Here is a 22,450-nt window from a genome sequence, read left to right as displayed (position 1 = left end):
TCGCTGTCGACCGAGTCGATTTTCCCAAAAGTTATGGCGTCAGGCATTGATTCGCTTGTTTTTGAGGTATCCGCGCAGGGATGCTAGGCGTGTGACGCGGGGTTTGCTTGCTCGACGTGGTGGCAGATTGTTTGTCTGGCAGCTCAACCTTGGTTTGTTGGCCATCATCTGGGGTTGCAGTTTCTTGTTCATCAAAGTTGCCTTGGCGGATTTGTCGCCGGCCGAGATCACGCTCGCTCGCTGCCTGCTGGGGGCTCTTGCGGTCGCTCCTGGTGTCGTGGTGATGCGTCTGGCGCTACCACACACTCAGCGATTGTGGATGCACCTTTTCGTCGCCGCGCTTTTCCTCAATACCGCGCCGTTCTCGCTGTACGGGTACGCCGAGCGGCACGTGTCGTCAGCAGTGGCTGGAGTGGCAAACGGCACGTCAGCGCTATTCACCGTGCTGTTTGCGTTTACCGTGCTGCATGACGAGCGCGCAACGGCACACACCGTATTGGGGATCCTCATTGGCCTGACCGGTGTGGCGGTGGTCCTGCGGGTGTGGGACGGTGTCCATGCCGACACTGGCGGTGTGTTGGTGGCAGTCGCCGCAGCGGCCTGTCAGGGCTTCGGGTGGGTTTATGTACGCCATTTCCTCCGTCACACCGGCTATTCGCCGCTGGTGCTCACCGCTTGTCAGCTCAGCCTTGCCAGTGCGCAATTGATACTGATTTGCCTCGCGACGGCGCCACGGATTCCGACAATGAGAACCACCACCCTCGGTGCCGTTCTGGCGCTTGGCGTTCTCGGCACGGGGCTTGCATATGTCTTGCAGCACAGCATTATTCGTGATGCCGGAGCCACTGCCGCTTCCACCGTGACGTATCTGATCCCCGTAGTCGCCGTTACCGTTGGCGCCATATTTCTGCACGAGCCTATTGGATGGAGCCTGCTCGGGGGTGCGGCGCTGGTACTACTTGGTGCGGCGCTGACGCAGCGTCGTCGGCCAACCGGCTGATCGAGCGCCAGACGTTCACGGCTGGGCGCTCGCGCAGCCGACGATTTTCGTTGACAGCCGCCGACAAATGCAGAGGATCGACATACTCGCCGCAACCGATCCGGCCAGCCGGGTGGTCAGCGGCTAGGGCGTCGGGCGGTCAGCCGCTGACTGCCGCGAGCGCGGCGTCGTAATCGGGCTCCTGCCCGATTTCCGGCACCAGCTGGGTGTAGGCCACCTTGCCGTCGCCACCGATCACCACGATGGCTCGGGCAAAGAGGCCGGCCATGGGGCCGTCGGCGATGGTGACGCCGTAGTCCTCGCCGAAGCGGTCCCGAAACGCCGAGGCCGTGGTGACGTTCTCGATCCCCTCGGCACCGCAGAATCGCTTCAGCGCGAATGGCAGGTCTTTCGACACGCACACCACCGTCGAGCCGGTTGCGGCGACCCGCTCGTTGAAGGTCCGCACGCTGGCCGCACACACCGGCGTATCGATCGACGGAAAGATATTCAGCACGACGGCCTTGCCGCGGAACTGGTCGCTGCCCACGGCGCCGAGGTCGGCGCCGGTCAACGTGAACGCGGGGGCCGAAGTTCCGACAGCGGGCAGTTCGCCGACAGTGTTGATCGCATTTCCGTGCAGGGTTATCTGTGCCATGAGCACAGTCTGCCAAGATCGGGATCGCGGCCTGTGACCAGGTCTGCCGCGGACCCATGTCCTAATTTGTGGGGTGTAGGGCGTAGACGCCATGCCGTTGTCTGGCCAACACTGAGTCCATGGCCCGCAAAGTGCTGATCGTCGGCTACTCCGGGGTTCAGGCGCTCGACGTGGTGGGACCGTTCGAGGTCTTCGCTGGCGCATCGCTGCTGACCCACGGCGGCTACGACGTCACGCCGGTCTCCCCCGGCGGGCAGCCGGTGACCACCGCAACCGGCCTTGCTCTGATGACCGAGCCGCTGCCGGATCCGAGCGCACCCGTGCACACTGTGGTGCTGCCCGGCGGTGCGGGGGTTGATGCCGCACGCGGCAACCTCGAGTTGGTGGAGTGGATCGCGGCGGTTGCGCGAACTGCCGACCGTCTCGTCACCGTCTGCACGGGCGCGTTCTTGGCGGCGCAGGCGGGATTACTCGACGGTCGACGGGCCACCACGCACTGGGCCTTCGCCGACCGGTTGGCCCGCGAGTTCCCCGCCGTCGAGGTGGATCGCGACCCGATCTTCATCCGCAGCTCCGAGACAGTATGGACCGCCGCGGGGGTGACGGCGGGGATCGACCTCGCGCTGTCGCTGGTGGAGGATGATCACGGCACCGAGATCGCGCAGACCGTCGCCCGCTGGCTAGTGCTGTATCTGCGCCGCCCTGGCGGCCAGACGCAGTTCGCGGCTCCGGTCTGGCTGCCGCGGGCCAAACGGTCCTCGATCCGGCAGGTGCAGGAGGCCGTCGAAGCAGAACCGGGTGGCGCCCACCGCGTCGACGACCTGGCGCGCCGCGCGGCGATGAGCCCACGCCATTTCACCCGGGTGTTCACCGATGAGGTCGGTGAAGCGCCGGGCCAATACGTCGAACGCGTCCGCACCGAAGCCGCGCGCCGGCAGCTGGAAGAGACCGACGACACCGTGGTGGCCATCGCCGCCCGCTGCGGGTTCGGCACCGCAGAGACTTTGCGGCGCTACTTCATTCGCCGGGTCGGCATCTCGCCGGACCAGTACCGCAAAACCTTCGCCTGACACATCAAGGAGAACACCGATGACCCAGATCGCGATCGTCACCTATCCGGGATTCACGGCGCTGGACATGGTGGGCCCCTACGAGGTGCTGCGAAACCTTCCGCACACCGAGGTGAGGTTCGTCTGGCACGAATCCGGACCGATCACCGCGGACTCCGGAGTGCTGGTGCTCGGGGCCACCCACACGTTGGCCGAAACACCCACGCCCGACGTCATTCTGGTGCCGGGCGGGCCGTCGACGCCGGTGCATGCGCGCGACGAGAAGCTGTTGGACTGGTTGCGCCGGGCTCACCGGACTGCCGGCTGGACCACGTCGGTGTGTTCCGGCTCGGTGATCCTGGCAGCCGCCGGGCTGCTCAAGGATCGACGCGCGACGTCGCACTGGCTGACCATTCCCGCGCTGAAGGCATTCGGCGCCATCCCCGTCGCCGACGAGCGGATCGTGCGTCAGGACAACGTCATTACCAGCGCGGGTGTGTCCGCGGGACTCGACCTGGCGCTCTGGCTGGCCGGGGAAATCGGCGGCGAAGGTCGCGCCAAGGCGATCCAGTTGGCGATCGAGTACGACCCACAGCCGCCGTTCGACTCCGGCCACATGTCGAAGGCGTCGGCCACCACCAAGGCCGCGGCGACGGCTCTGCTGTCCAAAGACAGCGCCACACCGGCCAACTTGACGGCCGCGACGATGCTCGCCTGGCGGCAGGCGCTGGCGGCGGTCCGGTCGCGCCGACGCAAGCGGCAGCCGGCGGTTGTATCGGGATAGTCGTGTGCCTCCGGGATCGCCATGGCGACGTGATCATCGAGAGATGACGTCGGCGCCAGGTAGTTTGATGTTGGTTTGCTTGAACGCCACCTGAAGATCCTGCACACTCACAGCCCAGCGGGATGCCCAATGTCGCCGTTCTTGCATGGGTTGACCCTTTGCTGGGTTGCCAAGCTTGGCTGCTTGCGAATCTTTGGCTAATGCACACCTGGTGGATACAGCCAGACGTCGGTTTGGGGGAAGCGTCGTGTCCCCCGATCGGGGGACAGCGGTTCGGTATGTCGGCGGATAGTTGCTCCGCGCTGACCTGTTTATGCTCGTCTAGATTTTTATTGATGAGATCTTGTTCGTGCGGACGGTCAGCCTTTGGTATATGGTGGCGCCGGGCTGGCACCGAATAGTATCGACAATGCAAAGGATTCGATGCGAGTAATGCCTGGATGGGGCCGCCCGACGCCAGCCGCGATGACGGCAGCGATTGCACGTCTGGAGCCGAGTTATCAGCGTTCCGATTTCAATACTCGTGTTATCATCCTTGCATTTAAACTGGGCCGGAATGAACATAGTATTGCTGACGTTAGACGCCGGCGCGAAGACGATTCGTGCTAATGTTTAGCGGCTGTGCGGAGCAAATTTACAGCTCGCGCGCAAGATCTCGTAGCGGAGATAATTAACCGCTGACGCCGGGGCGGAAATGACTAGTATTGTTGGTTCGATTCGCGCTGGCCGCCCATGTTGGAGCGCTCAACTTTGCGATCAGAATGCAAAACCTGCACGATCAGACTTCTGGAAGAGGTCATTGAAAATGATTGAACAACCCCATAAATCGATGCCGAAAGGCGACGTCTCTTACGCGGACGCCGCCGCGGGGCGCATGAAGGCCAGGCGGAGCAAGCTGCAGCGGCGCACGCAGGCCGCCACTGCCGCACTTGGAGCTCTGGCCCTGGCCAGCGGGGTCACCGCCGCCCTGGATGCGATCATCGCCGCGGACAGCGGCAGTTCTCATATCGGCGTGGGCCGGCTCGCCATCACTTTGGCCGCCCGTGATGGCTTCAAACTTGATAGCTGCACAAGCGCCACCAGCGATCTGACTGATAGCTCCACGACTAATTCGACGCAGAGTGACGCCACCGCCACGAACACCCAGGACGTCGATGTTGCCGATACGCCCGCCGCAACCGCTCAGATAGGCAATGGTGGTACTGAGCTGCCGACTGTGCTCGAATACCGGCCGACAATAAATCTCCCGGCGGACCACTACGATTACGATGATTCGTCCGATGACGAAGGCGGGTCAGTGAATCCGACTGAGATCTCGAATGTTCCGGCCGACAACTTTCACCCGCTACCCGACCCGGAAAGACCCGAGAACAGCGATTGGATACATAATAGCGGCGAGCAAAACATGGAAGCACGATTCAACGAATTGCCGGTCTATCGACCGCTTAACAACCTTGCGTTGGACCCGAATTCGTATGTCTACATTCCGGAAAGGGCCGGTTATGTACACATAGAAGACCTCACTCAGCTTATGCGTGATGCTCAGAATGAGGCAATAGTTAATCATTCGGCGGATAATGACGATCTGAATCGCGACATGATTATAAATGGCTTCAAGGTGGATCCGGTATTCGCCGACTATTTGCGCACCATGCAACAGGAAGACCCAATTGAATTGTTAACGCAGTTCTCAAACCAAACATTGCCAATCCCGGAAAATCACGAGTTCATATATTGGCCTGAGGGCGGAGACGAAGGCCCTCAGCCGGGTCCCTGATGCTGGCCAACCGTCTATTCAGGTCTGCTTCTCCGGGACGCCCGGTGTGCCCCTGATCGCGCAGCCGGTCGATACAGGCGCGCAGGCATAACTCCTACGATTCGAACAGCGTTACCGCGGTGAAGTTTCGGGGGCCAGGATGTGGTCGGTGGCAAGCCGGCCGCCCGCCCCTACCGGACACACTAGAGCCCGCGTCGATTGGCGGTCAGGGCTGGAGGGATGACGAATTGACTTACCCGGCAAGCGGGCTCTGATCACCGGGGGCTGCGCCGGCATCGGCAAGAAGGTGGCTCTGGCGTACGTTCGAGGCCGGCGCCAAGTAGCCATTGCCGCAAGGCGTTTGTGGAAGCCCAAAATACCGCTCGGCCGCCTGCGCCGTACGGATGAACTCACCGGCCTCTACCTGGACTTGGCCAGCGAGGCATCGAGTTACATGACGGGCTCCGATATTGTGATCGACGGTGGATATACCTGCCCCTGAGGCGAGCTTCGGTTGCGCGGTATGCGGCAACGTTGCGGGACGAGTGCGGCTCGCCGGACCAGCCGAACCGCTCGGTGACAAATCCCGGCCGGCCCTCGAGGCGTTGGCCGGGCTGGATGCCCTGGTTCGCCCGCATGGCCAAGCGCGGGTCGTGGTGCAGACCTTCTTCGGCGTGGCCACTCAGCCCCTTTCGGCCGACCGCGCCGACGCCGTGGCCGAAGCGATCGCCGGCGCGAACGCGTCCGCGCTGTATCGCGTCGGCTACGCTTACGCACCCTTCCATTGCCCGGACTGCGCGGCGTCCTACTGCGGAGAGCATTGGAACTGGCGCGAATTCGACGACGACCCGTTCAGCGGCATCGAAGGCGACTGTCCCCGTGGGCATTTCCACGTGCTGGCCTATTGAACCTCACCCGACGAGGCAGCGACGTCCGAAACGCGTTCGCATATCAGGTGAATACAGGGCGCGCAACCGCGGGCCGGCGGGTCGCACCCCGCTCGCGTCGCGCAGTTCGTCATCCAGTTCGACGATCTCGGCGGCGTGCAATGGCCACGTTTCATGCTCATTCGGTACCCACCACGTCCGGCCGCCGTGGCGAGTGTGGGCGCCCCAACGGGCGGTCAGCCAGATCTCCAACGGCGTGGGGTCGACCACCTCGCCAATTTCGATGGTGAGCCGGCTGCGCAGCCCGCGCCGCGGCCAACGGCGCACACTGTCATACGTAATCCGTTTGCCGCAGCGTGTCATTCGCATCCTGGCCCAGGTATAAGGGACGCCCAGGCCGATCCGGGTGACGGGCACGACCGCCAGCCGTGCCGTTTCCAGTGACCGGAAAAGGACGCCGTGGCGACCGGCGTCATCGATCGAGTAGAGCCGGATGTTGGTCTCCTGAAAGCTGCCGAAATACGGCAGCGGGAGTGCGGTGCCGAGCTTGGTGCCGGTCATGGCAAAAGGGACCAGCGCCACGTAGGTCATCCCATCGGCGAAGACGTCGGGTCGGGTCCCGGGTGGATACAGCTGCGCGACACTGTCGGGTAACACCGGCCAATGGACGAACGTCAAATCGGTCCAGAGCTGGTCGAAGGTAACCCGACCGGTCAGCGGCGGGGCGGTGACCGGGTACCCCGCCAGGGCCGAATTCTCATCTGGCGCTTGCGACGACGGTGCGGGTGTGGCGGACATTCGACCATCGTGGCACGCGGGCCGAACGGTGGGACGGATTCGCGAAAGCTCATCAGCGGGGCCGGCGTCGTCAGTTCAGATCGGGAGCCGATGGTTTAGGAGCCGTCGATAATCCATTTTCGTGCTTCGTCGGTCTGTGCGGCGGGAAAGTGACGAATCGTTGCCGCCACGAAGTGTGATGTCAGATGCTCGGCGACATCTCCTAGATGAGAGTCGGTGACCACGGCGACCTTTTTCACGTGCTTGTGGTGATCCCGGATGAATCGGAAGTGGGTAACCATCGCCCCGAAGCTGTCCCAGCCGGGAAACCCGGGAGCATCGATGATCAGCCCGGCCAGGTCGCCCGCCGCCTCGATATGGGGGTCAACCGTCTTCGCGAGTTGGTCGAAGTCATCGCTGTCGAGCGCGGATTTGGGCCGCACCAGCAGGATCGAGTGGTCGGTGTCCAAGTCGTATTCGATCATGTGCTACTCCTAGGTGACGTTCTGTGACGAAGCTGAACGGTCCCGAGTTCGTGCTGGCGACGTCGTCCATGATCGCCGTCGCCGCAAGTCGTGGATAAGAGGCCAAAGTCCCCTTTATGTTGGCCGGTATGGCTATTTCACGGTTTCGGAGCGCGGGCTCGTTAATCGCCGCGGTGGCGGTGTTGATCGGCGTCGCGGTGGCCCCGGCCGGACGCGGCACGACCGATCCGGGGTGCGCCAACGGTCAGCCCGACGCCGTCCCTGCCGGCAAGGGTCAGCAGGTGATCGCCGACTACTTCTCGGCAATCAACAACCACGACTACATCACCGCGTGGGGATACCTCGGCGGTCCGCTGCGTGCCAATTACGGTGCCACGGAACCGGATCGGGACAGCACCGGGCTGGCGACGTTCTCGTCGATCATGAGTGAGCACGTGAAATGCGTACGAGTCACCAACATCGCCCACGCCACGAGCAGCGACCCGGACATCTCGGCGTCGCTCGGAATCCAGTGGTACCGGGTGACATTCGACGCCGAATACCTCGCACCGTTCGAGGCGGGCGCGGGCACGCTGCCGCCGTTCTACAAGACCCATGCCGACCCCCATGAAGGAGCGCCACCGCCGCTCATCGTCAACCAGGGCACCAGCCCCTGAGTCTTCGGGCGGGCAGGGGCGGACGATCGGAATATACCCCTATGGGTATTTGTTGAGCTGTTTGAACCACCGAAAGGACCACGATGACCGTCACCGACACTCCCGCCGCCGCTGCAGCCTTGCCCCGGATCGGGGAACCGGCGCCGGCTTTTACCGCCGTCACCACGCAGGGCCGGATCAACTTCCCCGCCGACTATGCCGGCAAGTGGGTGATCTTCTTCTCCCATCCAGCGGATTTCACGCCGGTGTGCACGAGCGAATTCATGACGTTCGCGTCGATGCAGCAGGAGTTCGCGGCCTATAACACCGAGCTGGTCGGCTTGTCCGTGGACTCGCTGTACAGCCACATCGCCTGGTTACGAACCGTCAAGGACAAGATCAGTTTCCGCGGTATGCATGACGTGGAAGTCGGTTTCCCGCTCGTCGAGGATGTCTCGATGCAGGTCGCGCAGAAGTACGGGATGATCATGCCGGGCGAGGACACCATGAAGGCGGTGCGCGCGGTCTTCATCATCGACCCAACGGCCATAGTCCGCGCGATCATCTATTACCCGCTGAGCCTCGGACGCAACTTCGACGAGCTGTTGCGAGCGGTCAAGGCACTGCAGACGGCCGATCGCTTCGATGTCGCGACGCCGGCCGATTGGCGCCCCGGCGACCGGGTGATGGTGCCACCAGCGGGTTCGTGCGGCACCGCCAAGGAGCGAATGGATGGTCACGTCGCGGGCGTCGAGTGCGACGACTGGTTCTTCTGCACCAAGGAACTCAGCGCCGACGACGTCGAGTCGGCGATTCGAGTCGATGGCCGTGCCTGACACGCCGAGTGCCGGCGCGTCCGAACGGCACGTTCCCTCCAGGCCATGGCGGCGGACTTGCCGGGAAGTCCCGGACGACGATCCGTCCGACCTGGGCTGTCGAGACCCGGATCAGCCGGCAGCTGCACCCTCGAATGTACTGGGACCGAAGACGTTTCGTATCGGACCGGCCGCGGCCTGACGGCGCTGCGACACCGGTTTCGGGATTGCGGCGCTGGCGGCACCGGGGGTCATGGCAGGCTGTGCGTCGTGACAATGGCAGAAGCGGCGAAGCTCGCCTTTCAGATAAGCCTGTTCGTCGTGATCCTGGGTTACGGGTTGACCGCGCAGTTCGCCGATGTGGGTTACCTGACGCAACGTCCGGGACTGCTGGCGCGGTCGCTACTCTCCGTTCTCGTCGTTGCACCCGGGGTGGCGGTGCTGCTGGTCCAGATGATGGATCTGCGGCCGGAGGTTGCCATTGCGCTGGTGACGTTGGCGATCTCACCGTTACCGCCATTGTTGCCCCGGCGCGGGGAAAAGGCCGGTGGACAGGTCCAGTTCGGGCTGGGCCTGGTCATCGTGCTGGCGGTGCTCGCCGTTCCGGTGCTCGCCGTGGCTGCGACCTTGCTGGGCAACGTATTCGGGCATCAGTACGTGGTCAGCCCGTGGGCGATCGGCAAGCTGATGCTGGTGTCGGTGTTGGCGCCGCTCGTCGCCGGAATGACGATCGGGGCGGTCTGGCCGGCGGCGGCCAAGCGTATCGCGGGTCCCATCGAGAGCGCCCAGCGCTGGGTGCTGCCGGTGGCAATGATCGTGCTGTTGATTGCCACGGCGCCGCGGATGTGGAAGCTCCTGAGCGGATCCACCCTGGTCGCCATGGCGGTGTTTGTCGTGGCCACGTTGCTCGTCGGGCATCTGCTCGGTGGGCCCGATCGGCAGTTTTCGGCGGTGGTGGCGTTCGCGAGCAGTTGCCGCCACCCGGCAACGGCGCTGACCATCGCGTCGGCGAATTTTCCCGACACCGACGAACACGGGGCGGTTGCGCTCTACGGCCTGATCACCGCCGGCGTCGGCATCCTCTACATCCGTTGGGTGCGGCGGCACGAAGCTGCCTCGCCCGGTTAGAGAATTCCCAAGCCGTGCAAGGCTTTCCACCCGAACCAGAGTCCGAAAACCGTTCCCACCACGACCATGATGGGCCGGTTGTTGGCCTGCAGCCAGCGCAGGATCCGGTCCAGCAGGGTGCGCGACTGGGCAGGGAATAACGCAGCCATCGCGATGATCAGCAGATTGGCGCTCATGGCCAGCAGCACGAATGCGATGTAGGAGGCGATATTGGCGGTCCGCGGCAAACCCGCGCCGCCGATCACGCTGATGGCCGCCAGGGTGAACACCCACGCCTTGACCGAGACCGTGATCACACCCGCCCCGATGAAGAAGGCCTTGATCGGTGTCGCCGACATGAGCATCCTCATCCACTTCGGTGGCGGCGCCTCGGGATCGTCGTCGCTCAACAGCTCGCGCGCGGCGGTGACCAGAAACAGCAGGGCCACCACCAACAGCACCGTCGACACAATCCAGTGGTGCGGGTGACTCGTGTCAGCGCTGCGCCCGCGGGCTCCCCAATGCAAGATGGTGCCGAAAATGAGGCCCTGCAAAAGGCGGGTGCCGATATGCCCGGCGACCCAGGCGCCGGCCGTCCGCAGATGCGAGGGCGTGCCCAGCAACATGATCGTGATCGCGATCTCGATCGGTTCCACGACGCCGCCGAGAATCAGCGGGATGAGGCTGCTCCACATGGCGGTCACCGGCTGAGGATAGCGAGTCGTCGCGCCATCCCGGCTACTGCGAGCCCAGCGCGGCGCGCATCTCGGCTTCGGCGATCGCGGCGGCGAGATCGGCCGGATGCGGGTCGACGGTGGCGTCGATGCGATCGATCCGGCCGGTGAACCGGAAGTCGTGCCCGTACGGTGCGACCGGCGACCCGGTATCGACGCCGACATCCAGCGTTTCGCCGCTCATCGAGAACCGGAACGGGACGGTGCGATCCAGCCGGCCGTTCACCACAGCGTCGTCGTCGACCAGCAGCGTCACCGACGCGCCCTTGCCCAGTCCCTCGCCGTCGTAATCGAACGAAAGCCCAAGATTCACAGGGCCTTCGGACAGTGGCCCGGGTGCGGTGACTGTGGTGAGTTCGTGACCCAGATAGTTGTAGGCAAAGCTGGGAACGCCGTCATGCAGATAAAGGCTCCAGCCGGCCATCGCCCCGCCGACAGAAATGATCACCCCCTGAGCACCCCCGGGAGGGATGTGCAACTGTGCCCGCAGCGTGAAGGATGTGCTGGTGTAGCTCAGCGTCACCGGTTCGGGAATGCGTACCTGGCCCGGGTAATAGGTGACCGAGGTGCGATCACCGAGCAGGCTCGGCCGGTTGACGGGCAGCGCCCGCGCCAGCGTGGCATCGCTGAGCGGGTAGACATCGTACTTGCGTGCTTCGGCGTCGAAAACGGCCTGCAGCTCGGCGAGCTTGTCCGGGTACTGCTCGGCCAGGTCGACGCCTTGGCTGAAGTCGTCGGCCAGATGGTAGAGCTCCCAGCGCTCGGCCTCGCCGAACGGAATGTTGCGTTGGGCGCGGATCCAGGGCAGTCGCCCATGGAAGCAGGACGCTATCCAACCTTCGTGGTAGACGGCGCGATTGCCGAAGATCTCGAAATACTGTGTAGTTCGGCGGCTTTCGGCGTCGGCGTCGTCGAACGAGTACCGCATGCTGACGCCTTCGATCGGCTTCTGCTCGATGCCGTTGACGCGCTCCGGCATCTCGATGCCGGTGACCTCCAGGATGGTCGGGACGATGTCGATGACGTGGTGAAACTGGCTGCGCTGCTCCCCCGTTGCCCGAATGCCGCATGGCCAGGAGACAGCGAGCCCGTTGCGGGTGCCGCCGAAATGGGATGCCACCTGCTTCATCCACTGGAACGGCGCGTCGAGTGCCCAGGCCCAGCCGACGTTGTAGTGGTTCTCGCAGCGTGCCGTGCCGAAATCGGCCAGGTGCTCAAGCAGCCATTCGGGGTCTTCGGGTAGCCCGTTTTGAAACGCCGGCGAGCTCCAGGCACCGTGCAGGGTCCCTTCCGCCGAGGCGCCGTTGTCGCCGCACACATAGATGAACAGTGTGTCGTCCCATTGGCCCAACTCGTCGATGGCGTCGACGACCCGTCCGATCTGGGCGTCGGTGTGGGCCAGGAAACCGGCGTAGACCTCCATCAGGCGCCGGGCCACCGGCTTGTATCGATCGTCGTAGTCCGCCCAGGCGGGGATCTGCTCGGGCCGAGGGGTCAACTGCGTGCCGGGCGGGATGATACCCATCTCGATCTGGCGGGCGAACGTCTGCTCCCGCAACGCATCCCAGCCGCCGTCGAATTGGCCGGCGAACCGGTCCGACCACTCCGGCCACACCTGGTGCGGACTGTGTGTCGCCCCGGGCGCCAAGTACACGAAAAACGGCTTGTCGGGCGCCGATGTCTGTTGTGTGCGGATCCATTCAATCGTCTTGTCGGCAAGGTCCTCGGTGAGGTGATAGTCGTCGCGCCCCAGATACGGCTCGACGGGTGTGGTCTGGTCGTAAAGCGCCGGCTCGTACTGCGACGTGTCGCCGCCCAGGAAACCGTAGAAGCGCTCGAAACCGAGGCCGGTGGGCCAGCGATCGAACGGGCCGGCGGGGCCGGTCTCCCAGGTGGGGGTGAAGTGCGCCTTGCCGAAAAGCGCGGTGCTGTAGCCGTTCATTTGCAGGACCTGTGCGACGGTCGCGGTGCTCTGCGGCAGCACGCTGTCGTAACCGGGGAATCCGTAAGCGATCTCGCAGATGGTGCCCATGTGGGCGCTGTGGTGGTTGCGTCCGGTCAGCAGCGCGGCGCGGGTCGGGGAGCACAGCGCGGTGGTGTGGAACTGGTTGTAACGCAAGCCGGTTCGTGCAATACGTTCGAGCGTGGGCGTCGGGACCGGGCCGCCGAACGTGGATGCGGCGCCAAACCCGACGTCGTCGAGCAGCACGACCACGACATTCGGAGCGCCGGCGGGTGGATAGGTGATCGTCGGCTTGACGGGTGTGGATTCGGCGGCCGACGGGTTGATGACTCCGCTGAACTGCTCAGTGCCGCGTGGTAGATCAACCACTATGCCTCCGTTGGTCGTCGGGTGGAGCTCTTCTTATAGCCGAGCCGTCCGGTGGGTTCGGATTCACATCGTTCACCGGGCCACTACACCGTAGTGGCTGGAGGCTTTGCGGCTCTAAGGGTTCACGTTCGAATTCGTGGGAGCCGACAACGGCTGGGCCACCCGCAAAAATACCCACGGCGACACCGCATGGCTCCCTCCAACCCATCAAGATCGCGGCCAACCCCGCACCAACACCATGCCCCACCCCGAAAAGCTCCTCCGCGACGGCGACGACGACGAAGTCGCCGAATCCCCATAGCCGACACCACATCCCACACATACGCTGTTCGCCGGTGGATGATGTTGCACTGCAACGTCATACGTGTGCTCAGCCCACAGCGCGAGGCAACTAGCGGCTCCTCGTGAGTATGTGACGTCGTCGCCCTAGTCGCGTGCACACGACGTGCAGGTCCGCAGCGTAGTCGCCGCCTGCTTTGGCATGCACCAGCGACAACGGCGGGTATCGCACGGCCTGGTCGAACCTCATGGCTTAGAAGTGTTGCGCAACAAATAATTTCGTGAGCCGAGGCGCCAGGTCCGACGCTAGAGGGAAACTAGTGCGCTCCCAATACGCCGCTGAGGTATTGGGCACGACAGGCCCGGCGAGCCAGCTTGCCGCTGGTCGTGCGCGGAATGGCCCCGGCGGGGAGGAAACGCACGTCGGCAGCCGAGAGCCCATGGCGTTCGTCAACCGCGGCCCGGATCGCCGCGATCGCCGGTTGCGGATCGGCGTGGCTGGTGCCCGCGGCACGTTCGGCAATGATCACCAGCCGGGGACGGGTGTCGTCTGGATCGTCAGCATCCGGCAGCTCGTTGGCGGGTGCTGCGAAAGCCGTGACATATCCGCGCCGGACGATGGGCGATGCCGCCGCGACGGTCGCCTCGATGTCCTGCGGATAATGGCTGTGGCCGTCGATGGTGATGAGATCGGCGATCCGCCCCGTGACGTACAGTTCGCCGTCGAGGTAGACGCCCAGGTCTGAAGTCCGCAGCCAATTCCCTTCGAGCGCAGCGCCGTTGGCGCGGCTGTGCTCGTGCAGCGCCGATCGCAGCCTGGCGCCGAAGGTGTGGCGCGTTTCGTCCGGGCGCCCCCAGTAGCCGCGGCCGATGTTGTCTCCCTGCAGCCAGATTTCGCCGACTTCGCCATCCGGCAGTTCGGCACCGGTGTCGGGGTTGACGATCACGGCCCACAGGCTGCGAGCGACATGACCGCACGACACCTGCACGACGGCGTTGGGGTGATCCGCCGCGACCGGGACCGCACGCCCGCAACCCAGTTGCTCCCGGTCGAGGTAGACCACCGTCGTTTCGGCGGTGTGGTCGATGGTCGCGACGAGCAGCGTCGCCTCGGCGATGCCGTAGGAGGGTTTGAACGCCGTCCGCGGAAGTCCGTAGGGCGCGAACGCTTTGTTGAATGTCGTAATCGCCTCGATGCTGACCGGTTCGGATCCGATGATCAGCACGACGTTGCGCAGGTCGATATCCTCGCCCGCCGCGGGCAGGCCGCGCTGGGCGGTCCACTCGTAAGCGAAGTTCGGCGCCGCGGTGACGACGCGCCCGGTCCGCGACCCCGCTGCCAGCGCATGGATCCACCGCTGCGGTCGACGGACGAACGCGGTCGGCGACATCAGGGTGGAGTGCCCGCCGTATACCGCCGGGAAGCCGATCATGGACAGGCCCATGTCGTGGTAGAGCGGCAACCAGCTGACGCCGTGAGTGTTGCGGTTGAGCAGGTCGATCGACAGGATCATCTGCACCAGGTTGGTGCCGACGGCTCGGTGAGTGATCTCGATGCCGACCGGCGGGCGGGTCGAGCCCGAGGTGTACTGCAGGTGGGACACGGCGTTCATGTCCAGCTCGACCGGACTGAACTGCTCCCCTGCCGAATCCGGTATCTGATCGATGACGATGACGTCCGGCTTTCGCAAATGCGGACGGCTGGCCAGAAAGCTCTCCACGGCGGCTTTCGCTGCCGCCGTCGTCAGGACGACCGTGGGCTCCGAGTCGCGAAGTGCGGTGTCGAGACGTTCGGCGTGGCCGGGCAATTCCGGGGCAAACAGCGGCACCGCGATACTTCCGGCCTTGATCGCCGCGTAGAAACCGGCAACATAATCGATGCCCTGCGGCGCCAGCACAGCGACCCGGTCGTCGTTGCCGGCGAACTGTTGGATCTGGGCACCGATGGCCGCCAGTCGCACCCCCAACTGCGCCCAGGTCACCTCCAGGGCCTGCCCCTCAGCGGAGCGGGTGTAGTCCAGATAGCGATACGCGATGGAGTCACCGACATTGGTGATATTGCGTTGGATGAGCGAGATCAGAGTGGTGCCGGGCGGCAAGGCGATACTGCCGTCGGCTGCCAGGCAGTCGCCGATCTCCAGCAGGCCTTCTGGTGCCCGGGAGCCCTGCGGGGAACCGTCGTTCATACGCGGCAGTCTATGCACCGGCGCACGGCCGACACGGCAGGCAGCGTGTGGCCTCGGCCACCGACCGGGTGGCTCGATGGAACTCGCCGGCGGCAACCGGTCAACTAGAGTCCGTGCGGAACCCGCCCGCCGATCGCATACGCCAGGAGTAGCCATGGACCCCGTCGACCAGCGCGCCCGGGCCGTCACCCGCGACGAGGCGCTGAGCCGTGTGCTGGCATATCGCGAACGTGGCCGGTCCCGGCCGACGGTGGTGCGCGCATCCCTGGCCGTGCTCGCCGGCGCGTTGCTCATCGCATCCATCCCGCTGATCGTGCTGCTTCCCGAGCTGGGTATCCCGGCCCTGCTGGTCGCATTTCGGCTGCTCGCGGTCGAAGCCGATTGGGCCGCGCGCGCCTATGCGTGGACCGACTGGCGCTTCACGCAGGCGCGTGCGTGGCTGCACCGTCAGTCCGGATTTGTGCAGGCAGCCGTCATCGGCGCATTGCTGCTGGTGGCCGTCGCTTTGGTGTGGCTGGTGGTCGACGAGTTGGTCTAGGCGGACCGAGGCAAGTCTAGGCGAGGGTGACCCGATGACGACGGAACGGGACCAACAGGCCGGGCGGCGCGGTTTGATGCAGCCCCTCACCGCGCTGTGCGTCCGGTATGTCGAACGTCTGATGCCGGACCCGTATTTGTTCGCGGTCATCCTGACCCTCCTGGTGGTCGCGCTGGTGGCGCTGCTGGTCGACGGCGCAACACCGGGCGGCGTGCTCAAGGCGTGGCATGGCGGCGTGTGGGGATCGCAGAACATCTTCACCTTTGCGTTTCAGATGGTGCTGATCCTGGTGATGGGCTATACGCTCGCCGAGGCGCCCATTCTCAAGCGGGCCATCATCGCGATGGCGAGCAAGCCGACAAACCAGGTCGGGGCGGCTCTGCTGTGTTTCGGTGTCGGCGCCGTCCTTTCGTTGTTGAACTGGGGCCTCGGTCTGGTCGCGGGCGCGCTGGTCGCCCGTCAGGTTGCCAAACGGCTTGCGGGCGCCCATTTCGGTTATCTCATCGCCGCGGCGTTTATGGGTTTCATCGTCTGGACGCAGGGACTCTCGTCGTCGATTGCGCTGGCGAACACCGATGCCGGCAGTCCCATCAACGTGATACACAAGCTGACCGGCATGGTGGTGCCGCTGAAGCTGACGATTTTCCAGCCCTACAGCTGGGTGGCCGTGATCGTGGTGCTGGTGCTGCTCGCGCTCGCGATCCGGCGGATGGAACCGACCAGGCCCCTCGAGCCCGACCCGGCCGTTTTCGAGGACGAGGACCCCGAAGTGCCTCCGCCCGCGGGCAGCCGGACATTCGCCGAGTGGCTGGAAAATCTGTGGATTCTCAACCTTGCCGTCTTCGCCGCCGGGATCACCTACTTCTGGCTGAGCGGGTTTGGGCTCAACATTTCGTCGATGGTCATGCTGTTCACCGTCACCGGTGCGTTGCTGCACCGCACCCCGATCCGGTTCATCCGGGCGTTTTCCGGCGCGGCGAGAGTGTCTGGCCCGCTGCTGCTGCAGTACCCGCAGTATGGCGGGATCGTCGGTCTGCTGGGTTATGCCCCCACTGGATCGGGCAAACCGCTGCAGACGGTGCTGGCGGCGGCCCTGGTGACCGGCGCCAGCCAATACACCCTGCCGTTCTTGACCTTCGTCGGTTCGATCATCATCTCGCTGTTCGTCCCGTCCGGCGGCGGGCACTGGGCGGTGCAGGGGCCGGTCGCGGTCGACTCGGCACTAGCGATCGGTCAGCACACACCGGCCTACCTCGGGCTGATCTCGATGTCCGTTGCCGTTGGCGAAGCGGTCGCGAACATGATCCAGCCGTTTTGGCTGCTGCCGCTGCTGGCCATCGCGAAGCTCAATGTCCGCCAAGTGATGGGGTTTACCATCGTGGCCCTCCTGATCGGCTCGGCGGTGTTCGGCGCCGCGCTGCTGATTGCGCCCTATGTGCTCTGACAACACACCCGGCTTCCCGCCCGACGAGATCACCGCCCGGCTGGCGCGCCGACTCGTGGACAGTCAGTTCCCGCACTGGTCGTCACTTGCCATCACCCCCGTGGCCCACCACGGTGTCGACAACCGCACCTTCCGGCTCGGCGACGAGCTGTCGATCCGGTTGCCCACCGCAGACTGGTATGCGGATCAGGTTGCCAAAGAACAGCATTGGCTGCCGCGGCTGGCGCCGCGGCTGCCGCTGCCTATACCTCAGCCCGTCGCGATGGGCAGACCCGCATTTCACTATCCCCATCCCTGGTCGGTATACCGTTGGCTCGACGGCGCCACCGCGGCCGAGGCGGTCACCGACTGGGGCCCAATCGGGTATGCGCTGGGCCACTTCCTGCGCGCACTGCACCGCATCGATCCCGGCGACGGTCCAGAACCCGGGCCGCACAACTTCTTTCGCGGAGCGCCCGTATCGGTGTACGCCGAGGAAACCAGCACCGCCATCGACGAGCTCGGCAGTGAAATCGACGTCGCCGGCGCGCAAGCGGTGTGGGCCGCCGCCGCTGGCAGCACCCTCGCCGGCGAACCGTGCTGGTTTCACGGCGATGTGGCCGCCGACAACCTGCTGACGCAGCGCGGACGCCTCACCGCGGTCATCGACTTCGGGCTCTGCGGTGTGGGAGACCCCGCGTGTGACACCGTCCTGGCCTGGACCCACCTCGACGCGGCCAGCAAAACGATATTTCGCCGCGCGCTGGGCGTCGACGCCGCAACCTGGTCCCGCGGCCGCGGGTGGGCTTTGTGGAAGGCCCTGGTTGGTCTGCGCGGCCACCTTGAAGCCGACGACCCGCACGCTGCCGCGGTTGCCCGGGCCACCATCGACGGTGTCATTGCCGACCACGATGCTGACCGATAACGGATGCCGCCGGTACGGCGAGCTGCCCGACGTTGTGTGCCAACAGTTTTGACTGTTACCCCTTGCCAAACGCCGCAGGCTGGCATAGGCCTGAACAATGACATCGAACGAATCGCAGCAACCGAACCGCTCCGACAGCAGTGCGTTCGGCCCGGTGATCGACCGGCTCGGCCCGCGGCTGCGCGCCGAGTTCGAGCAGTTGCACCGGTCGGAGCGCACCATCCTTGCGGCGCTGGCCAAACCGGAGGTCGCCCGGCAGTTCGCCACGGACCCGCTGGCCACGTTGGGGGCGCTGAACATCGACGTCCCGCCGATCATCAAACAGCGGCTCAAGGCGGCGTCGCTGACCGGAGACGCCCCGGACCTGCACCGGCCCCGAGCATTCCGGTTGCCGAACGGACAGGTGATCACCGCCCACGTCAACATCCGATTCACCGGCTCGCCGAGGGTGGGTTAAGAGATGTCGGGGCAACAGACGCACGGCTACGACCTCGTCGTCGAATTCGCTGAACAGGCCTATCAGCAGCTACTGAGCGTCGTCTTCGACACCGGCGGCTTTCTGCTGGGCACCATTTTGGGGGGCCTCGGCATCCAACTCGACCCGGCCACGCCATTTTCGGTGACGGTCTCCTTCGACCGGCCGGGTGGTCTCCCGCCCGGCGCGACCGACGTCGTCGACATCCAGGTGCTGCTCGGCGATGCCGGCACACTCGGGGCGCTACGCATCGTCGCCAGCGTCGACGTGGACACCAGCACCAACGGAATCGACCTGGTGCGAATCGATCTCGAACAGAAGCTGTGGCTCACCGAGATCGCGGTGGCGGGGTTCCCGATCCCCGGCCTCGACGGACTGTTCGCCGCGTTCCTGCGAAACAACGTCAAGTTGATCCCGCTGGTGCCCTTCCCTGTCGACCACGCCACCAGCACCACCACCGCAATGAAGAACGCCGACGTGCACATCGTCGACGACACCTCCGCGGCCGACAAAGACGCGTCGGCGTTTTTGGTCACGTTCGGCGGCGGCAGCCCCGGCGACAAGTCGGCGTTCACCCAGAGCTTCATCACCGGGGGCGGCAACGGGGGCATCGTCGCGTCGATGGGCTGGATCTGCCGGGTCATCAGCCCGATGATCGACAGCGCGCTGAACCTGGGCGGCGCATTCACCAACTGCACGCTGACTCGCACCGTGCGCATCGACGAGGACAACGAGGTGGATCTGACCGCGTTGTCGGTCACCGCGGGAGACGACGGCGCGTTGCACGTTCAGGTCAAGATCACCAAGTCCGGCTTCTGTTATTCGGCCACCGGCACCGTCGGGGCGAAGATCACCATCGCCGTCGCCGCCGGGCAGCTCGTGGTGGCCGTGCAGGCCGACAATCCGAACGTCGACGTCGACATCCCCTGGTACTGCTGGGTGGCGGGCGCGGTGATCGGCGCACTGCTCGGGGCGCTACTGCCCTCTGTCATCTACGTGATCGTCGGCGCGGTGCTGGTGCCGCTCATCATGTACATCGCCGAAGAGGTGATCGAGGGCACCATCAACAGCGTCGCCGCCCACATCACCGACGCGCTGAATCAGCTGCTGGTCCCGGTGAACATCCCCGCGGTGGGTTTCAACATCGTCTTCAGCGACGCCCGCATCGACGACGTGCAGATCGGCTGCCGGATCCGGCCCATCGACACCGCCCCCGTTCGTGCCGCCGGCACCGTCGTGGTCCCCAACGGTTCGTCGTTTGATCTCGACAGCGGCCGGGTCGGCGCGCGCGACATGCCCAGCGGTGACCTCACCGTGCTCGGCGGACCGTTCGATCGGACGGTGCGTGCGGTGTGTGGCGCCCGCTGGGCCCGAACGGGCCTGGGCGACTTTGACGGCCTGTACCGCGCGGCCGTCTACGGCTACGCCTATGACGCGCCCAACCCGATTCCCCTTGCCGACCTGGCGACTATCGACCCCTTCGGGCTGCTGTTCGGCAATCCGTTCAAGGAATCGCTGCGCATCTACGGCGTGCGCACCAACGAAGGCAGGTGGGCGGCCGTTCAGGCGGTGGACGTGACCCCCGATCACATCCGGTTCCGCTACATCACCTGGGAGAAAGCGCTGGTTTCGGTGCAGATTGTCGGCGGATTCACTTGTCCTCCAAGTGTTTTCGGAACATTTGGCGAGGTGGCCAAGCCGGGCGCGGCGGTATTCGCGCCCTCGCCGGCATTGCGTGTCAGCGGGGTGGGGACGCAACGTGATCCCTGCAACCAGCTGCGTGCGGCGCTCGACGCCGTGGTTGTGGCTCCCCCGCCGGCCAGAGGGGCCGACAGCGTCAAGGACGCCATTCGCGCGCTGCCGCTCATCGATCGGCGCATCGGGACATTCGTCGGAACCGTGGTGCGGCCGATGCGTCCGCAGGGCCGATTCGACGCCATCGCAACCGGTTTCGGCCCGGGGCTGGAGGCGAAGTGGCAACTCGACGGCACCGCGCTCGGGGCGGCCAGCGGTCAAGTAGACCTGGGCGGCGGCGCGATCGCGCACTTCCGGATCACCGGAACCACCCTGTTGCTGACCGTGCAGGCCGGCAAGCCCGTCGAGATGCTGCTATCGGTGACCGTCGTCGACGAAGAGGCGCACGTGGCCTCGGCCGAACGGTGTGTGCACTACGAGCCGCGATGCGTGGGCCGCGGCCGCCTGACACCGACATGGAGCGACTACCGCGCGGCCTGGGCGACGAACTTTGGTGTCGTCGAGGTGCCGGCGCAGCAGCCGGTCATCGGCTGACGAGCCGCTAGGACGCGGGCTCTTGCTCGTCGGCCTCTCGGTAGGGCGCACCCAGATGGGGCACCTCGAGCGGCCCGGCGCGACGCGCGGCCGAGATGGCGCTGCTCAGCAGCGGCGCCAGCCCGGCGAAGGATCCGACATCGAACAACAGCAGTGTCAGCAGGCGGTTGTGCACGTAGCCGAACGAGCTGCCAGTGTCCGGGTCGGCCCAGCCAAGCGTTCCGCCCAGACCGATGTGGCCGTATCCCGGCAGTAACCCCGGCACCGGCGACGACTGGTAGCCGTGGTGATAGGTGAACGGAATCCCCAGGTTCAGATCCGGTGTCAGATTGGGCTTTCCGCGCAGTTCGCTGACCAACTCGGAGGACAGCAGTCGCGTCCCGTCGATCACGCCGTCGTTGGCGATCGCCCCGTACACCTTGGCCAGCCCACGCGCGGTGACCACGCCGTTGACAGCGGGAAGCTCGCCGTCGAGAAACGGCATATCGCCCTGCAGCATCGACATGATCCCCGGGAAGTAGATCGATCCGAGCAGCCCGGAGAACGACAGCCCGGCGACCTTCGGCGCGACGAAGTCGAGCACCGGCGTGGGGATATTCGCCTGGGGTAACAGCGTCTGCGCCGCCGTGGTGGGCGAATCGGCCGGCGGGCGGCCCAGATGCAGACCGTCGATGTTGAGCGGGAGCGCGAGCTCTTCACGGAACAGCTCCCGCATTCCCTTGCCGGTCACCGCCCGGGCCAGACCGGAAAGCAGCCATCCGTAGGTCACCGCGTGATACGCCATCTTCTTGTGGGTGTGGTCCAGTGGCGCCGCGGCAAGCTTGTCCTCCATCAGGAGGTGGTCCAGCACTTCCTTCTTGCCCACCCCCTTGAGGTGTGACAACCCGGCCCGGTGCCGCAGTACGTCGCTGACCGTGACTTCGGACTTGCCGTTGGCTCCGAATTCCGGCCAATATTCAGCGACCGGCACGTCGTAGGACAGCAGCCCGCGGTCGACCAGCCGGTGGATGACCGTCGCGGCCAATCCCTTGGTCGCCGAAAACACCATGGCCCCGGTGTCGGCCGTCCACGGCACTTTGCCACGCCGATCCGACCAACCGGTCCAGACGTCCACGACCTGCACACCGTCGATGTAGACCGCCAGCGCTCCGCCGCCGAACATCCGGCCGGGAAACAGCGCGTTGAACGCCCGGATGAGTCCGGCGAATCGCGAATCGCACGCGCCTTTCACGCCGGACGGCAGGCCATTGTCGGTGGTCAAGACGGACGGTTTCGCCATAACTGAATGATTATGCCTACCGCGAGCGCGGCGCATGGGAATGATGCATCGGGTTGAA

20 protein-coding genes and 2 pseudogenes are annotated in these 22,450 nt (G+C 65.1%); 15 read left to right on the top strand and 7 right to left on the bottom strand.

The features are described from left to right. The first annotated feature begins 127 nt into the window (after positions 1-127). Positions 128-1,000, top strand: coding sequence for a DMT family transporter (locus BST40_RS29340; protein ID WP_075546747.1), 873 nt, complete (start codon positions 128-130; stop codon positions 998-1,000). A 139-nt stretch (positions 1,001-1,139) separates the two neighbouring features. On the opposite strand, the gene tpx is transcribed toward BST40_RS29340, so the two are convergent. Then, the gene (gene tpx, locus BST40_RS09000; RefSeq protein WP_075546746.1) at positions 1,140-1,637 is read right to left on the bottom strand and encodes a thiol peroxidase; all 498 of its coding nucleotides are present in this window, start codon (positions 1,635-1,637) and stop codon (positions 1,140-1,142) included. Between the two features lie 119 nt (positions 1,638-1,756). Here tpx and BST40_RS08995 point away from each other — a divergent pair, with 119 nt between their 5' ends. The 5 genes and pseudogenes from BST40_RS08995 (at position 1,757) to BST40_RS08975 (ending at position 6,134) form a co-directional block, all read left to right on the top strand. After that, the gene (locus BST40_RS08995; RefSeq protein WP_083154050.1) at positions 1,757-2,707 is read left to right on the top strand and encodes a GlxA family transcriptional regulator; all 951 of its coding nucleotides are present in this window, start codon (positions 1,757-1,759) and stop codon (positions 2,705-2,707) included. A gap of 19 nt (positions 2,708-2,726) precedes the next feature. Then, entirely contained in the window at positions 2,727-3,470 is a 744-nt protein-coding gene (locus BST40_RS08990; RefSeq protein WP_075546744.1) for a DJ-1/PfpI family protein, read from the top strand. A gap of 805 nt (positions 3,471-4,275) precedes the next feature. Further along, positions 4,276-5,247, top strand: a complete 972-nt coding sequence (locus BST40_RS08985; RefSeq protein ID WP_131808283.1) for a hypothetical protein — start codon at positions 4,276-4,278, stop codon at positions 5,245-5,247. A 340-nt stretch (positions 5,248-5,587) separates the two neighbouring features. Then, positions 5,588-5,728, top strand: a pseudogene (locus tag BST40_RS31060) (SDR family oxidoreductase); the annotation flags it as partial. Next, positions 5,709-6,134 (top strand): hypothetical protein, encoded by a 426-nt coding sequence (locus BST40_RS08975; RefSeq protein ID WP_131808282.1) that lies wholly within the window; start codon positions 5,709-5,711, stop codon positions 6,132-6,134. The pseudogene BST40_RS31060 and the gene BST40_RS08975, both read left to right, overlap by 20 nt. A 3-nt stretch (positions 6,135-6,137) precedes the next feature. Here the strand turns inward: BST40_RS08975 and BST40_RS08970 are convergent, their stop codons facing one another. Further along, complete coding sequence (locus tag BST40_RS08970; RefSeq protein ID WP_075546741.1) at positions 6,138-6,911, bottom strand: YqjF family protein; 774 nt, start codon at positions 6,909-6,911, stop codon at positions 6,138-6,140. Between the two features lie 95 nt (positions 6,912-7,006). Further along, positions 7,007-7,375 carry a SpoIIAA family protein gene (locus BST40_RS08965; protein ID WP_075546740.1) on the bottom strand — a complete coding sequence of 123 codons (369 nt, stop codon included), beginning with the start codon at positions 7,373-7,375 and terminating at the stop codon, positions 7,007-7,009. 128 nt (positions 7,376-7,503) lie between these two features. On the opposite strand from BST40_RS08965, the gene BST40_RS08960 reads away from it, so the two are divergent. The 3 genes from BST40_RS08960 to BST40_RS08950 all read left to right on the top strand — a co-directional run bounded on the left by BST40_RS08960 (position 7,504) and on the right by BST40_RS08950 (position 9,953). Beyond that, entirely contained in the window at positions 7,504-8,031 is a 528-nt protein-coding gene (locus tag BST40_RS08960; RefSeq protein WP_240316410.1) for a hypothetical protein, read from the top strand. An 83-nt stretch (positions 8,032-8,114) separates the two neighbouring features. Next, on the top strand, positions 8,115-8,846 hold the full coding sequence (locus BST40_RS08955; protein ID WP_075546739.1) for a peroxiredoxin: 732 nt from the start codon (positions 8,115-8,117) through the stop codon (positions 8,844-8,846). A 255-nt stretch (positions 8,847-9,101) separates the two neighbouring features. Beyond that, a complete protein-coding gene (locus BST40_RS08950; protein ID WP_241780230.1) occupies positions 9,102-9,953 on the top strand; it encodes a bile acid:sodium symporter family protein in 852 nt (283 codons plus the stop codon). Here BST40_RS08950 and BST40_RS08945 read toward each other — a convergent pair. After that, the gene (locus tag BST40_RS08945; RefSeq protein WP_075546775.1) at positions 9,950-10,627 is read right to left on the bottom strand and encodes a GAP family protein; all 678 of its coding nucleotides are present in this window, start codon (positions 10,625-10,627) and stop codon (positions 9,950-9,952) included. The genes BST40_RS08950 and BST40_RS08945 overlap by 4 nt on opposite strands. A gap of 43 nt (positions 10,628-10,670) precedes the next feature. Then, on the bottom strand, positions 10,671-12,998 hold the full coding sequence (locus tag BST40_RS08940; protein ID WP_075546737.1) for an arylsulfatase: 2,328 nt from the start codon (positions 12,996-12,998) through the stop codon (positions 10,671-10,673). A gap of 145 nt (positions 12,999-13,143) precedes the next feature. Here BST40_RS08940 and BST40_RS33155 point away from each other — a divergent pair. Continuing rightward, positions 13,144-13,299, top strand: a pseudogene (locus BST40_RS33155) (HNH endonuclease signature motif containing protein); the annotation flags it as partial. A gap of 295 nt (positions 13,300-13,594) precedes the next feature. Here BST40_RS33155 and BST40_RS08935 read toward each other — a convergent pair. Further along, positions 13,595-15,463 carry a fatty acyl-AMP ligase gene (locus BST40_RS08935; protein WP_083154048.1) on the bottom strand — a complete coding sequence of 623 codons (1,869 nt, stop codon included), beginning with the start codon at positions 15,461-15,463 and terminating at the stop codon, positions 13,595-13,597. 154 nt (positions 15,464-15,617) lie between these two features. Between BST40_RS08935 and BST40_RS08930 the strand changes: the two genes are divergently transcribed. The 5 genes from BST40_RS08930 (at position 15,618) to BST40_RS08910 (ending at position 21,113) form a co-directional block, all read left to right on the top strand. Beyond that, positions 15,618-16,001: a hypothetical protein gene (locus BST40_RS08930; protein ID WP_075546735.1), complete on the top strand. Its 384-nt coding sequence runs from the start codon at positions 15,618-15,620 to the stop codon at positions 15,999-16,001. A gap of 34 nt (positions 16,002-16,035) precedes the next feature. Continuing rightward, the gene (locus BST40_RS08925; RefSeq protein WP_075546734.1) at positions 16,036-17,445 is read left to right on the top strand and encodes a TIGR00366 family protein; all 1,410 of its coding nucleotides are present in this window, start codon (positions 16,036-16,038) and stop codon (positions 17,443-17,445) included. Next, positions 17,435-18,349: an aminoglycoside phosphotransferase family protein gene (locus tag BST40_RS08920; RefSeq protein ID WP_075546733.1), complete on the top strand. Its 915-nt coding sequence runs from the start codon at positions 17,435-17,437 to the stop codon at positions 18,347-18,349. Before BST40_RS08925 ends, BST40_RS08920 begins: the two co-directional genes overlap by 11 nt. Positions 18,350-18,446: 97 nt before the next feature. After that, entirely contained in the window at positions 18,447-18,806 is a 360-nt protein-coding gene (locus tag BST40_RS08915) for a hypothetical protein (protein WP_075546732.1), read from the top strand. A 3-nt stretch (positions 18,807-18,809) separates the two neighbouring features. Next, entirely contained in the window at positions 18,810-21,113 is a 2,304-nt protein-coding gene (locus BST40_RS08910) for a hypothetical protein (protein ID WP_075546731.1), read from the top strand. A 7-nt stretch (positions 21,114-21,120) separates the two neighbouring features. Here BST40_RS08910 and lipD read toward each other — a convergent pair whose 3' ends face one another. Then, a complete protein-coding gene (gene lipD / locus BST40_RS08905; protein ID WP_075546730.1) occupies positions 21,121-22,392 on the bottom strand; it encodes a lipase LipD in 1,272 nt (423 codons plus the stop codon). Between the last annotated feature and the right edge of the window lie 58 nt (positions 22,393-22,450).

It is taken from the genome of Mycobacterium persicum (assembly GCF_002086675.1).
GTDB lineage: Bacteria > Actinomycetota > Actinomycetes > Mycobacteriales > Mycobacteriaceae > Mycobacterium > Mycobacterium persicum.
Note: the sequence above shows the minus strand (reverse complement) of the source record. Positions and strands in the feature narration are given on the sequence as shown.